Source organism: Acidovorax sp. GW823-FHT05D11 (genome assembly GCF_058795695.1).
Map to the genome: position 1 here is coordinate 3,596,600 of NZ_CM179502.1, position 15,320 is coordinate 3,611,919.

Annotated in this window: 13 protein-coding genes and 1 riboswitch; of the genes, 8 read left to right on the forward strand and 5 right to left on the reverse strand. The window is 69.2% G+C overall.

Annotation, left to right across the window (positions count from 1 at the left end; genetic code table 11):
* Positions 1–87 precede the first annotated feature (87 nt).
* Positions 88–243, forward strand: a riboswitch (ZMP/ZTP riboswitch).
* A 35-nt stretch (positions 244–278) separates the two neighbouring features.
* The 3 genes from glyA to AC3RCE_RS16675 all read left to right on the forward strand — a co-directional run bounded on the left by glyA (position 279) and on the right by AC3RCE_RS16675 (position 3,090).
* Positions 279–1,523: a serine hydroxymethyltransferase gene (glyA, locus tag AC3RCE_RS16665; protein WP_218297714.1), complete on the forward strand. Its 1,245-nt coding sequence runs from the start codon at positions 279–281 to the stop codon at positions 1,521–1,523.
* A gap of 21 nt (positions 1,524–1,544) precedes the next feature.
* Complete coding sequence (gene nrdR, locus AC3RCE_RS16670; protein ID WP_218297715.1) at positions 1,545–1,994, forward strand: transcriptional regulator NrdR; 450 nt, start codon at positions 1,545–1,547, stop codon at positions 1,992–1,994.
* Between the two features lie 193 nt (positions 1,995–2,187).
* Positions 2,188–3,090, forward strand: a complete 903-nt coding sequence (locus AC3RCE_RS16675) for a DMT family transporter (RefSeq protein WP_369642802.1) — start codon at positions 2,188–2,190, stop codon at positions 3,088–3,090.
* A 10-nt stretch (positions 3,091–3,100) separates the two neighbouring features.
* Here AC3RCE_RS16675 and AC3RCE_RS16680 read toward each other — a convergent pair whose 3' ends face one another.
* Entirely contained in the window at positions 3,101–4,927 is a 1,827-nt protein-coding gene (locus tag AC3RCE_RS16680; RefSeq protein WP_492253504.1) for a bifunctional metallophosphatase/5'-nucleotidase, read from the reverse strand.
* A 110-nt stretch (positions 4,928–5,037) separates the two neighbouring features.
* Positions 5,038–6,135, reverse strand: a complete 1,098-nt coding sequence (gene aroC / locus AC3RCE_RS16685) for a chorismate synthase (RefSeq protein ID WP_218297718.1) — start codon at positions 6,133–6,135, stop codon at positions 5,038–5,040.
* A gap of 222 nt (positions 6,136–6,357) precedes the next feature.
* Between aroC and AC3RCE_RS16690 the strand changes: the two genes are divergently transcribed.
* Complete coding sequence (locus AC3RCE_RS16690; protein WP_492253505.1) at positions 6,358–8,550, forward strand: sensor domain-containing protein; 2,193 nt, start codon at positions 6,358–6,360, stop codon at positions 8,548–8,550.
* Positions 8,551–8,573: 23 nt separating this feature from the next.
* Here the strand turns inward: AC3RCE_RS16690 and AC3RCE_RS16695 are convergent, their stop codons facing one another.
* Entirely contained in the window at positions 8,574–9,026 is a 453-nt protein-coding gene (locus AC3RCE_RS16695; RefSeq protein ID WP_218297720.1) for a CBS domain-containing protein, read from the reverse strand.
* Positions 9,027–9,137: 111 nt separating this feature from the next.
* Here AC3RCE_RS16695 and AC3RCE_RS16700 point away from each other — a divergent pair, with 111 nt between their 5' ends.
* The 3 genes from AC3RCE_RS16700 (at position 9,138) to AC3RCE_RS16710 (ending at position 12,870) form a co-directional block, all read left to right on the forward strand.
* Positions 9,138–10,445, forward strand: coding sequence for an O-acetylhomoserine aminocarboxypropyltransferase (locus AC3RCE_RS16700; protein WP_369643763.1), 1,308 nt, complete (start codon positions 9,138–9,140; stop codon positions 10,443–10,445).
* 31 nt (positions 10,446–10,476) lie between these two features.
* A complete protein-coding gene (locus AC3RCE_RS16705) occupies positions 10,477–11,985 on the forward strand; it encodes a HEAT repeat domain-containing protein (protein ID WP_492253506.1) in 1,509 nt (502 codons plus the stop codon).
* Between the two features lie 66 nt (positions 11,986–12,051).
* Positions 12,052–12,870, forward strand: a complete 819-nt coding sequence (locus tag AC3RCE_RS16710) for an alpha/beta fold hydrolase (protein WP_492253507.1) — start codon at positions 12,052–12,054, stop codon at positions 12,868–12,870.
* A 60-nt stretch (positions 12,871–12,930) separates the two neighbouring features.
* Here AC3RCE_RS16710 and AC3RCE_RS16715 read toward each other — a convergent pair whose 3' ends face one another.
* Both AC3RCE_RS16715 and AC3RCE_RS16720 read right to left on the reverse strand, forming a co-directional pair.
* The gene (locus tag AC3RCE_RS16715) at positions 12,931–14,178 is read right to left on the reverse strand and encodes a DUF418 domain-containing protein (protein ID WP_492253508.1); all 1,248 of its coding nucleotides are present in this window, start codon (positions 14,176–14,178) and stop codon (positions 12,931–12,933) included.
* Positions 14,179–14,198: 20 nt separating this feature from the next.
* Positions 14,199–14,798 carry a TetR/AcrR family transcriptional regulator gene (locus AC3RCE_RS16720; RefSeq protein WP_492253509.1) on the reverse strand — a complete coding sequence of 200 codons (600 nt, stop codon included), beginning with the start codon at positions 14,796–14,798 and terminating at the stop codon, positions 14,199–14,201.
* Positions 14,799–14,933: 135 nt separating this feature from the next.
* Between AC3RCE_RS16720 and AC3RCE_RS16725 the strand changes: the two genes are divergently transcribed.
* A complete protein-coding gene (locus AC3RCE_RS16725; protein WP_218297726.1) occupies positions 14,934–15,266 on the forward strand; it encodes an Mpo1-like protein in 333 nt (110 codons plus the stop codon).
* Positions 15,267–15,320 lie beyond the last annotated feature (54 nt).

Genomic DNA, 15,320 nt, shown 5'->3' on the forward strand with positions numbered 1-15,320 from the left:
GTGCCGCCGGCCGGGGCGCCATGACCCCGGGGCGCACGGCACTTCGCGCGATGCGACACAGGTTGCGCATGCCACGTCAGCTACACTAGCGGGGTACGCGACTGGCGATAGGCGCGGCATCCCGCACACAGGGTGCTGCCGCTGACGTGGAAACCAGCAAGGGCTTGCCCCTTGTGAACCACTGGGAAGCGTGCCGCACGGGGTTCATCCTTCTGCGTTCCGCCGTTCGCCTGGGCAGCCCTTGTTTCAAGGGACACAAGTTCATAGGACTGCCAATCATGTACGACCGCAATATTCTTGTCGAACAAACCGACCCCGAGCTCTTTGCCGCCATCCAGGCTGAAAACGCCCGGCAAGAGCACCACATCGAGCTGATCGCCAGCGAGAACTACGCATCCCCCGCGGTGATGTGGGCGCAGGGCACGCAGCTGACCAACAAGTACGCCGAAGGCTACCCTGGCAAGCGCTACTACGGTGGCTGCGAGCATGTGGACGTGGCCGAGCAGCTGGCCATCGACCGCGTCAAGCAGATCTTCGGTGCCGAGGCCGCCAACGTGCAGCCCCACTGCGGCGCATCCGCCAACGAGGCCGTGTTCCTCGCGTTCCTCAAGCCCGGCGACACCATCATGGGCATGAGCCTGGCCGAAGGCGGCCACCTCACGCACGGCATGCCGCTCAACATGTCGGGCAAGTGGTTCAACGTGGTCTCCTACGGCCTCGATGCCAACGAAGCTCTGGACTACGACGCCATGGAGAAGAAGGCGCACGAAACCCGCCCCAAGCTCATCATCGCCGGTGCCTCGGCCTACAGCCTGCACATCGACTTCGCACGCTTTGCCAAGGTGGCCAAGGACGTGGGCGCGATCTTCATGGTGGACATGGCCCACTACGCCGGCCTGATCGCCGCGGGTGTGTACCCCAACCCGGTGCCGCATGCCGACGTGGTCACCAGCACCACGCACAAGAGCCTGCGCGGCCCCCGTGGCGGCATCATCCTGATGAAGGCCGAGCACGAGAAGGCCATCAACAGCGCCATCTTCCCCGGCCTGCAAGGCGGCCCGCTGATGCACGTGATCGCTGCCAAGGCCGTGGCCTTCAAGGAAGCGCTGCAGCCCGAGTTCAAGGCCTACCAGGAGCAGGTGGCCAAGAACGCCAAGGTGGTGGCCGAGACGCTGACCGCGCGCGGCCTGCGCATCGTCTCCGGCGGCACGCAAAGCCACGTGATGCTGGTGGACCTGCGTGCCAAGGGCATCACGGGCAAGGAAGCCGAGGCCGTGCTGGGCGCCGCCCACATGACCATCAACAAGAACGCGATCCCCAACGACCCTGAAAAGCCGATGGTGACCAGCGGCGTGCGCATTGGCACCCCCGCCATGACCACGCGCGGCTTCAAGGAAGAAGAAGCGCGCATCACCGCCAACCTGATCGCCGATGTGCTGGACAACCCGCGCGACGAGGCCAACATCGCCGCCGTGCGCGCCAAGGTCAATGCGCTGACGGCCCGCTTCCCGGTCTACCGTTAACTTCACCGGTCAGCAGCCGCCATGAAGTGCCCCTTCTGCAGCAACCTGGAAACGCAAGTCGTCGAAACGCGGGTGTCTGAAGATGGGGTGTTCATCCGCCGCCGCCGCCAGTGCGGCGCGTGCGACAAGCGCTTCACCACCTACGAACGGCCGGAAGTGAGCTTCCCGGCCATCGTGAAGAAGGATGGCCGGCGCATCGAGTACGAACGCGCCAAGCTGCTCGCTTCCTTCAATCTGGCGCTGCGCAAGCGCCCGGTCAGCACGGACCAGATCGACAGCGCCATCGAGCGCATCGAGGAAAAGCTGCTCAACCTCGGCCAGCGCGAAGTGATCTCCAGCCGCATCGGCGAGCTGGTCATGCGCGAGCTCAAGAAGCTCGACAAGGTGGCCTACATCCGCTTTGCCAGCGTGTACCGCAGTTTCGAGGACATCGACGACTTCCGCGCGATGGTGGACGAAGTGCGCAAATAACCGCCGCGGCGCCCACGGCCCGTTTGTTGCCGGGCTGGGCTGCCCACGCACCCGCCTCCAGCCAGGCCCAGCGGCCACCTTGGCGATACGCTATCAAAAATATAGCTTTCGGCGCTTGAAGTAAAAGCGCCAGAGGCTATTTTCATGGGCAAAACACCCCCCTGGTGCACAGAAACACCGCGGCTGCCCGACAATGCCTGCGGTGAAAACCCGCCACTTCCTGCAGCTGGTGCTGCTGTCGGCCCTCTGGGGCGCTTCGTTTCTCTTCATCCGCATCGCAAGCCCGCTGCTGGGGCCCAACGTGATGGCCGCCCTGCGCATCGGGCTGGGCACGCTGACCCTGGTCGCCATCATGCGGGCGGCCGGCGAGCCCTGGCCGTGGCGCCACTGGCGCGAGCTGTTCGGGCTGGGCACGCTCACCGTGGCGGTGCCGTTCCTGCTGTATGCCTGGGCAGCCTTGCACCTGCCGGCGGGCTACAGCTCATTGCTCAACACGATGGCCGTTCCCTTCAGCGTGCTCGCGGCTGCGTGGATGAAGGAAGACACGCTGAGCCAGCGCAAGTGGCTGGGCTGCCTGTGCGGCTTCGCGGGCGTGGCCCTGATCGTGCAGCTCGGCCCGGTGGAGCCCACGCCGTCCCTGCTGGTCGCGGCACTGGCCTGCATCATCGCGTCGGCCTGCTACGGGGTCTCCACCACCTGGATGAAGCGAGCCACCACGCGCATGTCGCCCCTGTCGATCGCCGCAGGCATCCACGCCGCCGCGCTGGTGCTGCTGCTGCCGGGCGCCGCATGGAGCCTGCCCGAAGCCCGCTTCACCGCCGGGGCCGTGGCGGCGGTGGCGGTCATGGGCATCGCCACCTCGGGCCTGGCCTACTGGCTCAACCTGCGCGTGCTCGCCCAGGTATCCCCGGTGGCGGCGATGAGTTCCGCGTTCATGATCCCGCTGTTCGGGGTGGCCTGGGGGCATGTGTTCCTGGGCGAGGCCCTGGGCCCCGGCATGCTCTGGGGCGGAGCGCTCGTGCTGGTGGCCACCGGCCTGGTCACGGGCTTCAACCCGCTGCGCTGGCTGGCGGCACTGCGCCCGGGCAAGGAATAGCCGCCGCCGCTCAACGCACGGCGCGCGCGACGGACGTGATGCGGTTGGTAGCAGGCACGGCCACCGGACTCTGCGTGCGGAAGTAGGCCTCCAGCGCGTCCAGGTCCAGCCCGCCCACCAGGCGGTCGCGCCCTTCGGTCAGCACGGTGAAGTTGTCTCCGCCGCTGTCGAGGTAGCTGCTCATCACCACGCGCACCGGCATGTCGTCACGCAGCGCAGCACCCTGCAGCACCATCTGGCTGACGCGCTCGCCCGCCGGCCGGGACAGGTCGAACTGGTAGGCAAAGCCCGATGAGACCGACAGCACGCGGGGCCGCTGCACGGTGTTGCTGCCGCTGGCGAACTGCTGCTCCAGCACCGCCCTGATCTCCGCGCCCGTGAAGGTCTTCACGACCAGCTGGTTGCCAAAGGGCTGCACGGCAAACAGCTGCCCGTAGCGCACCAGGCCCTGCGCATCCGGCACCAGGTCGGCACGCAGCCCCCCCGGGTTCATGAAGGACAGCTGCGCCCCGCCCTGCTCCGGCGCGCGCGTGGCGTGGAGCTGCGCATCGGCGACCAGGTTGCCCAGGGCGCTCTCCAGCGAGGGCGTCAGCACGCGGCGCAGGGCCGACACGGCCTGCCCCACCGGGCGCTGCGCCAGCGGTATGGCCGCCGCGCGGTAGGTGTCGACGATCTTTTGCACCGCCGGATCGGCCGGGAAGGAAGGCACGGCCAAGGTCATGGGCACGTGTCCCTGGCTGCCGGTGAAGGCCTCTCCCTGCACGATGACGTTGCGCGCCGTCTTGCGCACCACGCGGCGCGTGCGGGTGTCCACACGCAGCTGGATGTCGGTGAGCAGCGTCCCATACTGGCCTGCACTGGTCAGGAGGAAGGGCCTGGCGGGATTCACACGGGCGTAGTCGCACACGTAGGCCTGGTGCGTGTGGCCGGAGACCACCACGTCCACCGCGGGGTCCAGGCGCTCCAGGATGGGGACGATGTCGCCGGAGAGGCCCGCGCAGCTGGTCTCCTGCACCCCGGCCGTGGTGCTGCCGCCTTCATGGATGACGACCGCGATCACGTCGGCGCCCTGCGCCTTGAGCTGGGGAATCAGGGCATTGGCCGTGGCCGCCTCATCCTCGAAGCGCAGCCCGGCCACGCCCGAGGGGCTCACCATGGTGGGCGTGGCCTGGAGCGTGAGCCCGATGACGCCCAGCGTCACCGTGGTGCCACCCTGCGTGAAGCGCTTGAGCCCCGTCGCGGGCAGCAGTGTCCGCCCGTCCTCGACGCGCACCGTATTCGCGGCCAGGAAGCCAAAGCGGGCGCCCTTGAATGGCTGGCTGATCTGGCAGGGCTGGCGCGCCGTGAACTTCTCGCAACCTCCCTGCTGCAGGCGCAGCAGCTCGCGCCAGCCGCGGTCGAACTCATGGTTGCCCACCGCGTTGAAGTCGATCTGCATCTCGTTGACGGCCTCGATGGTGGGCTCGTCCAGGAATAGCGAGGACACCAGCGGCGACGCACCGACCATGTCGCCGGCGGACACGACCGCGTGGTGCGGCCCCCGCGCCTTGAGGGCTGCGATGGCGCTCGCGAAGTACGCCATCCCGCCCGCGGGCACCGCCACCGGTCCCGTGGGGCTTAGGACGGCATGCGCCATGCGGGGCGGCTCCATGTTGCCATGCAGGTCGTTGAAGCCGATGAGCGTGATGTCGATGTGCGCGGGTGCCGGATCGCCGGCCCATCGCGTGGCCGTGCCGCAGCCCGCCAGGAGGCCCCCGAGGACGCCCGCCGCCGCGAGCACCGCGCCGCCGCGCGCCCATCCTGAACCACGGAATGCCTGTGCCAACAACCTGCGCATGGAGAGTGCCTTGTCCAGTCCAGTAAAAAGGGCGCGCATCCCTGCACGCCCCGCAAACCACGGCGGCGAAGCGCCCGGGCCGGGCCCGGTGCGCTCTGCCATGCCGATTCCTACAGAAACGATGCCTGGATGGGCGGCACCGGCGGCACCACATCGCCACACTGCGCGCGGTGGCGCAGGGCATGGTCCATGACGACCAGCGCCAGCAGCGCCTCGGCGATGGGCGCAGCGCGGATGCCCACGCAGGGGTCGTGGCGGCCCTTGGTGACGACCTCGGTGCTCTTGCCGTGCACATCGATCGATTCGCGCGGGCTGATGATGGAGCTGGTGGGCTTGATCGCGATGCTCACCTCCAGGTCCTGCCCGGTGCTGATGCCGCCCAGCACGCCGCCCGCGTTGTTCGTGCGAAAGCCCTGGGGCGTCATCGAATCGCCATGCATCGTGCCCCGGTGGGCCACGCTGGCAAAGCCCGCGCCGATCTCCACGCCCTTCACCGCGTTCAGGCCCATCATGGCGTGGGCGATGTCGGCATCGAGCTTGTCGTACAGCGGCTCGCCCAGCCCCACGGGCACGCCGGTGGCCTGCACGCGGATGCGGGCACCGCAGGAATCACCGGCCTTGCGCAGGGCGTCCATGTAGTCCTCGTACTGCTGCACGTCGGCCACGGGGGCGAAGAAGGGATTGCTGCGCACGTGGTCCCAGCTCTCGAACGGGATGGACAGGTCGCCCAGCTGTGTCATGCAGGCGCGGAACTGCACGCCGTACCGCTGCGCAAGCCACTTCTTGGCCACGGCGCCAGCGGCCACCGTGGGCGCCGTCAGGCGGGCGGAAGACCGGCCTCCGCCGCGCGGGTCGCGGATGCCGTACTTGTGCCAGTAGGTGTAGTCGGCATGGCCGGGGCGAAAGCTCTCGGCGATGTTGCTGTAGTCCTTGCTGCGCTGGTCGGTGTTGCGGATCAGCAGCGCGATCGGCGTGCCGGTGGTCTTGCCCTCGTACACGCCCGACAGGATCTCCACCGCATCGGGCTCGTTGCGCTGGGTGACGTGGCGGCTGGTGCCGGGGCGGCGCCGGTCCAGGTCGGCCTGGATGTCGGCCTCGGCGAGCGCCATGCCGGGCGGACAGCCGTCGATCACGCAGCCAATGGCCGGGCCGTGGGATTCACCAAAGTTGGTGACTGCGAATAGGGATCCGAAAGTATTGCCGCTCATGGCGCGGGATTATCCCAGAGCGGCCGCACGGCCGCGCCTTGCCCCCGGAGTGATGGCCCGTGCCGTGCGCCAGGAGCCCGAAGGCGGGCCCTCCGTGCGGTGCGGATACCACGCGCCACCAACCTGCTTGGCATCGCGGGACGCGCTTGCTAGCATGGGTGGTCGATCTTTGGGACAACCATGCCCGTTTCAGCTCCGCACCTTCCAGGCTCCCCCTCCCCTTTGGACCGCCCACCGGCAGGCCTCCTGACAGACGCCCCGCTGCGCAGGGCCCTGGATGCGAGCGACAACGCCATCGTGATGAGCAACAGCGCCAGGCTCGTCGTGTACATCAACGAGGGCTTCACCCGCCTGTTCGGGTTCAGGCCCCAGGAGGTGCTCGGGCGGCACCTGAGCGAAGTGCTGCTGGGCCCGCACTCCGACCCGGGGCTGCTCGCCGACATCCGCAGCGGCATGCACACCGAGGGCAGTTTCCACACCGAGACCCTGTTGTACAGCCGGGCCGGCGCGCCGCGCTGGGTGTCGATGATGATCAATGCATCGGACGAGGCCTCGGGCGGGCCGGGCGGCAGCATCACCGTGCTGACGGACATCACGCTCACCAAGATGCACGAGGTGCTGCAAAAGCGGGTGCTCGAGGGCATGGTCAATGAACTGCCCCTGGCCGATCTGATGGCCCTCGTCTGCCACGAAGTGGAGCGCATCGCCCCCGAAGTCACCGCCTCCATCCTGGCCGTGGATGAACAAGGCCTGCTGCGCCCCCTGGCGGCACCGGGGCTTCCTCCCGCCATCTGCCAGGCGCTCGACGGCCTGCCCATCGGCCCCCGTGCGGGGTCGTGCGGCACCGCGGCCTTCAGGGGCATCCCCGTGGCGGTCAACGACATCGCCACCGACCCCTTGTGGGACGACTACCGCGCGCTGTTCGCACCCAGCGGCGTGCGCGCCTGCTGGTCCAGCCCGATCTGCGACCACACGGGCACGGTGGTGGGCACCTTTGCCTTCTACTTTCGCGAGCCGCGCGGCCCGGATGCGCTGCACTACCGGCTGGTGGGTGTATGCCTGCACCTGTGCGCGCTGGCCATCGAGCGCAATGCCACGCAGCAGCGCATTCACCGCCTCGCCTTTTTTGACGGGCTCACGGGCCTGCCTAACCGCGCGATGTTCCTCAGCAGCGCCGGGCGCACGCTGGCCGGCCTGCGGCAGGACGGCCGCCCCGGCGCGCTGCTGTTCATCGATCTGGACCGCTTCAAGCAGGTGAATGACACGCAGGGGCATGCCGCGGGCGACGCGCTGTTGTGCGAAGTGGCCAGGCGGCTGACGCAGTGCCTGCGAGCGCGGGACCTGATCGGCCGGCTGGCGGGCGACGAATTCGTGCTGCTGCTGTCCGAGTGCGCCACCGAGGAAGCGGTGCAGGCGGCGCACCGCATGCTGGAGGAAATGTCCCGGCCCATGGACATCCATGGACAGGCCCATGTCTGCCACGCCAGCATCGGCATCGCGATGTTTCCCGACGACGGCGACGCCATCGAGACGCTGCTGCGCCATGCCGACCAGGCGATGGCACAGGCCAAGAGCGATCACCGGCACAGTCTGCAATTGTTCAGCGCGGAGATGAACCGGCGCGCGCAGGAACGTGCAGCGCTGGAGCGCGCATTGCGCCAGGCCCTGGCCGAACGCCGCCTGACGCTGCACTACCAGCCCCAGGTGCTCGGCGAAGCGCCCGGCACCCTGCACGGCGTGGAAGCCCTCGCGCGGTGGCAGCACCCCGAATGGGGCATGGTGCCGCCCAGCCGGTTCATCCCCGTGGCCGAAGAGTCCGGCCTGATTCACGAGCTGACCCTGTGGCTGCTGGACGAGGCCTGTGCGCAGCTGTCGGCATGGCGCGCGGCGGGCCACCACGTGCCCTGCGTGGCGGTCAACCTGTCAGGGCGCAGCTTCCACCAGGCAGACCTTGCGCAGCAGGTGTGCGATGCGCTGCGGCGCCACGGGCTGCGCGCGGACGACGTGCTTCTGGAAATCACCGAGAGCGTCATGATGGACGCGCGGCCCGTCACGCTGGCCAACATCGAGGCGCTGCACGGCAAGGGATTCCGGCTGTCGCTGGACGATTTCGGCACCGGCTATTCCAGCCTGAGCTACCTGCACCGCCTTCCCATTTCGGAGCTCAAGCTCGACATGGCCTTCGTGCAGGACCTCACCACCAGCCCCACCGCGCGGGCCCTCACGGTGTCGGTGCTCAGCATCGCCCACAGCCTGGGCATGGTGGTGGTGGCCGAAGGGGTGGAAACCACGGGCCAGCAGCAGTGGCTGCAGGCGCATGGGTGTCCCGTCATGCAGGGCTATCTGTTTGGCAAGCCGCTGCCACCGGACGAACTGGAGGCCTGGCTCTGCGCGCAGGCAGCGCGCCCGCGCTGAGCGCCGCCAGGGCGCGGCCGTGGTCAGCCGCCGCGGGCGTCGTCTTCCGGCCAGTCGCGGATGTAGGCCTTGAGCATCTTGTTCTCGAAGTTCTGGCTGTCCACCACGGCCTTGGCCACGTCGTAGAAGCTGATCACGCCCATGAGCATCTTGCGGTCCATCACCGGCATGTAGCGCGCATGGCGGTCCAGCATCATGCGGCGCACCTCGTCCATGTCGGTTTCGAGCGTGCAGGTCAGGGGTGCATCGTCCATGGCCGAACGAACCTGCAGGGTGCCCACGCTGCCGCCATTCCTCACCACGGCCTGGATCACTTCGCGAAACGTGAGCATGCCCACCAGATCGCCCAGCTCCATCACCACCAGCGAGCCGATGTCCCTGTCGGCCATCACATCCACGGCGCCCGCCAGCGGCTCGTCCGGCGTGACGGTGTAGAGGGTGTTCCCTTTGACGCGGAGGATGTCGCTGACTTTCATGGTTTCTGGGTCTCCAAGAGGGCGGGAAGAGCGCGGCAGGCGCTAGAGGCTGTCTTGCACCAAATATAGCCCACAATGCCCGGCTGAATTGACAACATGGGAGACACACAGATGCCCGGCTACTCCGACCCCGGCTTTGACACGCTGGCCCTGCACGCGGGTGCAAGCCCCGACCCCGCCACTGGCGCGCGCGCGGTGCCCATCCACCTGACCACCTCTTTCGTCTTCGAGTCGAGCGACCATGCCGCGTCGCTGTTCAACCTGGAGCGTGGCGGCCACGTGTACAGCCGCATCAGCAACCCCACCAACGCCGTGCTGGAGCAGCGCGTGGCGGCGCTGGAAGGCGGCGTCGGCGCCATTGCCACCGCCAGCGGCCAGGCCGCGCTGCACCTGGCCGTGGCCACGCTGATGGGTGCCGGCAGCCACATCGTGGCCAGCACCGCGCTGTATGGCGGCTCGCAGAACCTGCTGCACTACACGCTCTCGCGCTTCGGCATCGAGACCACCTTCGTCAAGCCCGGCGACATCGACGCCTGGCGCGCCGCCGTGCGGCCCAACACCAAGCTGTTCTTTGGCGAGACGGTGGGCAACCCGGGCCTGGACGTGCTGGACATCCCCACCGTGAGCGCGATTGCGCACGAGGCCGGTGTGCCTCTGCTGGTGGACTCCACCCTGACCTCGCCCTGGCTCATCAGGCCGTTCGAGCATGGCGCCGATCTGGTCTACCACTCGGCCACCAAGTTCCTCTCGGGCCACGGCACCGTGGTGGGTGGCGTCGTGGTCGATGGCGGCAGCTTCGACTGGGACGGCCCCAGATCCGCCGGCAAGTTCGCCGAGCTGACCCAGCCCTACGACGGCTTTCACAACATGGTGTTCGCCGAAGAGAGCACCGTGGGCGCCTTCCTGCTGCGCGCGCGCCGCGAGGGCCTGCGCGACTTCGGCGCCTGCATGAGCCCGCACACGGCCTGGCTCATCCTGCAGGGCATCGAGACCCTGCCGCTGCGCATGCAGCAGCACATGCGCAACACCGAAAAGGTGGTCGAATTTCTGGCCGCTCAGCCCTTCGTGTCGCGCGTGGGCCACCCCATGCTCGCATCTCACCCCAGCCACGCGCTGGCGCAAAAGCTGCTGCCGCGCGGCGCGGGCTCGGTGTTCAGCTTCGACCTCAAGGGCAACCGCGAACAGGGCAAGAAGTTCATCGAAACCCTCAAGGTCTTCAGCCACCTGGCCAACGTGGGCGACTGCCGCAGCCTGGTGATCCACCCGGCCAGCACCACGCATTTCCGGATGAGCGACGAGGCCCTGGCGGGTGCCGGCATCACGCAGGGCACGATCCGCCTGTCCATCGGGCTGGAGGATGCCGACGACCTGATCGACGATTTGAAGCGCGCCCTCAAGGCCGCAGAGAAGGCCGCCTGAAGGCCTGGGCCCGACCACGCCAGCCACGCCGATGCAAGCCGCAGCCCCACAGCCCGTGTTTTCCTGGGACGCCTTCGAGCAGGCCTTCCTTGACGCCGCGCTCCCGGTGGCCAGCGCCGTCCTTGCCCGGCACCCGGAGCACCGCTTCTATGCGGTCGCCCTGGCCGGCATGGGCCGCGAGCTTGATGGCCCCCTCTTCCTGCCCGCGATCGCGCTGAACAGCGAACAGGCCTACGCCCAGGCCAAGGGCGGCGGCGATGACGGCGGGGGCGGCACGCTGTACAGCCTGCGCTGGAATCCGGCGGACTGGGGCTGGCCTGACCTGCCGGCCGACACCCCAGCCCTGGCCCGGATGCAGCAGGAGCTGCAGGCACATGCCTGCCGCGGCGACGTGGCGCACTGGCGGCGCTCCGAGCAGCAATGCCTGGAGGCCCTGGTGCGCGCATGCCGGCGCCTGCGCACCGCGCTGCGGGCCTCGCCCTGGTCGGACCGGCTCACGCCGGACTTCGCCGTGCTGCTGCATGAAGACAGCGACGAGGGCGTGCAGTGGGCCCGGCGCTGCCTGGGAGACGATGCCTTCGCCGCCCTGCTTCCCGGCCATGCGGCCGCCATCGCGGAGGCGCTGCGCGTGGAAGCGCTGCCCCCGGACCAGCAACTGCGCTATCACCTGGCATGCCTGCGCAATGAAGCCGCGCCCGAGCTGGGCCTGGGCCGCCAACAAGCCGTGGACCATGCCACGCAGGACACCGAACACGCGCTGCGGCGGCTCGGCCCCGTCGCGGTGCCCGCCTTGCTGGCGCTGCTGGAGCGCGCGGACACGCAGTCCATCGCGGCCAGGCTCCTGGGCGACATCGGATCCGCCAGCCCCGAGGTGCTGGACGCCCTGCGCCACCACCTGCTGCGGTCGGTCCCACGCGGCAGCCGGGCCCACCTTGGCCGCGCGGGCCGGCTCGGGTGCGCCTGCGCGCTGGGGCAGCTGGGGGATGGGCGGTGGCTGCTGTCGCAGGTGGGCACGCTGGCGGACGACCTGGTCGCCAGCGGCTTGGCCGCGCCGCTGGGGCCCTTTCGGGACCGGTGCCTTCAGCCCCACCCGCTGGACTATGCCCCCCTGGAACACGCCGGCCTGCAGCACCCTGCCCTCCGGCTTGCCCTGCAGGGCAAGCTGGCTCCGGGGCGCGGCACCTGCACGCTGGGCCCGGCGGACGTGGACGAAGCCCTGCGCGGCCTGGGCTCGCCCACGCCGCTCGTGCGCCAGCACGCTGCCATGGCACTGGGAGACCGCGCCCTGGGCAGCGAAAGGGCTCCGCGCATCGTGCCCGCGCTGGCGCGCGCCGCCACGGGCGATGCCGAGGAAACCGTGCGCTTCCTGGCCGTGCTGGGCCTGGGCTACTGGAAGCAGGATGCGGCCCACCTGCGCTCCCTGGCGCAAGCCACGGCGGCGCACGACCCGAGCGACCGCGTTCGCGATGCCGCGCGGCGCTGGCTGGAGGCGCTGGACACGCACCGCGCGATGGCCCCAACCGGACAGGCACCTGGGTAGGCGCCAGCCCCATGCCCCTTTTCCACCGAGACAATCCACACAAGAGAGCGAACACAGGAACACGCCATGCAACTTCAAGTCAACGAGAGCCCCATCTACTGCTACACCGGGGGCAAGGCCTTCGATGCATCCAAGCCCACCGTGGTCTTCATCCATGGCGTGCTGAACGACCACAGTGTCTGGGCCCTGCAAAGCCGCTACATGGCCAACCACGGCTGGAACGTGCTGGCCATCGACCTGCCCGGCCACTGCAGAAGCGGCGGCGACGCGCCCGCCTCGGTGGAGCAGGGCGCCGACTTCATTGGCGCGCTGCTGGACGCGGCCGGCGTGCAGAGGGCGGCGCTGGTGGGGCACAGCTGGGGTTCGCTCATCGCCATGGAGGCGGCCGCGCGGCTCAAGGACCGCATCAGCCATCTGGTGCTGGTGGGTACGGCGTTTCCCATGAAGGTGTCGCCCGCGCTCATCGAGGCCTCGCAAAGCGATCCCGAGAAGGCCATGCGCATGGTCAACGTGTTTTCTCGCAGCACGCTGGCGGCGCCCCCTTCCGCCCTGGGCCCCGGCACCTGGGTGTTTGGCGCCGGCATGGCGCTCGGGCGCAAGGTGCTGCGCAGCAACCCCGCCGTCAACGTGTTTCACCGGGGTTTCGTCGCCTGCGACAGCTATGGCGGCGGCGAAGCGGCCATGGCCCAGCTGACCTGCCCCGTGCTGTTTGCACTGGGCACGCAGGACCAGATGACCGCGCCCAAAGCCGCACAGGGCCTGGTCAACGCCGCGCGCACGGCGGGCAGGACAGTGCAGGTCGCGCCCCTGCCGGTGGGCCACAACCAGATGACCGAAGCGCCGGAAGAAACGCTGTTCGCGCTGCGGGACTTCCTGACTCGCTGAACCAGCACGGCAGGGCGCGGCCGGCCCGCGTCCCCGCGTCCACCGTGCGCGCTCTCGCCGTCAGCGCGCGCGGCGGCGCCATGCCGGCCGCTGCCAGAGCGTGACGGCGCGCAGCAGCCACTCCACCGGGCCATAGGCGTGGGCGGCCATCCAGTGCCGGCTCAGCGCCAGCTGGGCACCGTACAGTACGAGCACGCCCAGCCCCACCAGAAGCGGCGCCACCTGGCCCACCAGCGCCCAGCCGTAGGCCGTGAACACCAGCGCCCCCACCAGCGACTGCAGCAGGTAGTTCGACAGCGCCATGCGCCCCGCCGGTTCCAGCACCGCGCCCAGCCGACGGCCGGCGGGGCCGCTTTGCAGCAGCCAGAGCAGCGCCGCGACGTACCCGAAGGTAAGGAATGGCGCCGTGGCCAGATCGACCGCCAACGCGGCCAGCCCCAGGTGCTCGGGGTGGGTGACGCTGCTGGCCCCGGGCTGCACGGACGCGTAGAACCAGGCCCCCGCCGCGCCCACGGGCAGGCAGCACGCCATCCATCGGCGCAGCCGGGCCGGCTGCCGCGCCACCCTGGCCAGGTAGCCCGAGCGCCGAGCCGCCAGCCCCAGCAAAAACATGGCCAGCGCGCAGGGCCCCTGCACGAACACCAGCACGAACCACACGCCATCGGCCATGTCGCGGCCCCGCTGCGCGATCGCCTCTTGCACGCTGGCGCGGTAGGCCTGCGCGGCCTGCTGCGCCTTGGCGTGCAGTTCGGCCACGGGCAGGTCCAGCGGCGGGGCCAGCGCCACCAGCCAGGCGATCGCCCCCCAGCCCCAGGCCGTGATGCCCAGCAACCCCAGGGCCAGCGCCACGGCGGCCACGGGGCGCAGCCGGCCCAGCGCCAGCAGCACGAGGCCCAGGAGCGCATAGGTCACCAGGATGTCCCCCGCGAACAGCAGCCAGGCATGTGCCAGCCCCAGCAGCCCCAGCCCCAGAAGGCGCCGCAGGAAACGCGGCACGAACGCGCCGCCCGAGCGCTGGGCCGAGTCCATCTGCAGCGCAAAGCTGTAGCCGAACAGCAGCGAGAAAAGCAGATAGAACTTGGTCTCGAAGACCAGCGCCACGAACCAGCGCACGGCATGGTCCACGGGCCGGGAGAAGGCCGGGTCGGACACGCCCACCCCGAAGTAGGTGGACGCAAAGCTGCCCGCGTTGACCATGGCGATGCCCAGCAGGGCAAATCCCCGCAGCGCGTCGATGGCATGTTCGCGGTCCGCCGCCCCGGCGGGCTGGGCCGGGTTGCCGTCCGGGGGCGAGCGGTTGGTGTCCATGGCGGGGCAAGCCACGCGCGTCATGCGGCCGGCACCACCACCGCCGCGAGCGCGCCCAGCACCAGCGTGCGGCAGGCAACGGCGTCGAAGCGCTCTTCCACCATGGCCCGGCCAAAGGCGCCGTCCAGCAGCAGCAGGATCCAGTCCGCCGCCTGCGCCGGCGGCAGGGCGAGGCGGGCCTGCCCGCGCTCCACGGCCGCGCCGAGCAGATGCACCAGGGCCGCCTTGCGGCCCGCCTCGCTGCCGGCCACGCTCGCAAACACCAGCGGGTTGCGCACCGCTTCGGCCAGCACCTCCACGCCGATGCGCAGGTACACGGGGTCGGCCAGCTGGGCGATGCTCTCCTCCACGATGTCCTGGAGCGCCTGGTAGAGGTTCCGGGCGCGGGCCGCCGCGGCATAGCGCCCGGCGGTCTCGCGCTGATCTTCCTCGACGATGGCGGCAACGATGGCCTCCTTGGTCGGGAAGTAATGGAACAGGTTGCCGGGGCTCATGCCCGCCTCGGCGCAGATCTCCGCCGTGCGCGTGGCATGGAACCCCTTGCGCATGAAGCAGGCCACCGCGGCCTCCAGGATCTGCTGCCGCCGCGCCTGGTGGCGCTCGGGGTTCACGGTCCGCATCACACACCTCGCACGGTTATTAATAGATCGATTAGTCGATTAATTAAATACCACGCGGCGGCGCCTGTCAAACCCGGCACGCCATGGGGACGGGCTTGGGCGTATAAAGCGCTTGAAAACAACCAGGAGACAACGATGGACCTCAGCGCCGCCCCCACGACCGATCCGCGCGCCTTCAAGAGCTTCGCGGAGTTTTACCCCTTCTACCTGAGCGAGCACAGCAACCGCACCTGCCGCAGACTGCACTTCGCCGGCTCGACATTGACGCTGGTGTGCCTGGCGATGCTCATCGCCACGGGCAAGCCGCAGTACCTGCTGTACGGCCTGCTCTGCGGCTACGGTTTCGCGTGGGTGGGGCACTTCGGCTTCGAGAAGAACAAGCCGGCCAGCTTCAAGCGGCCCCTGTACAGCTTCATGGGCGACTGGGTGATGTACAAGGACATCTGGACGGGGAAGGTATCCCTTTGATTTCTGGCTCCAACAGGCCACGGCGCTTCACTGCAATGCGCGGATAGCTATAAA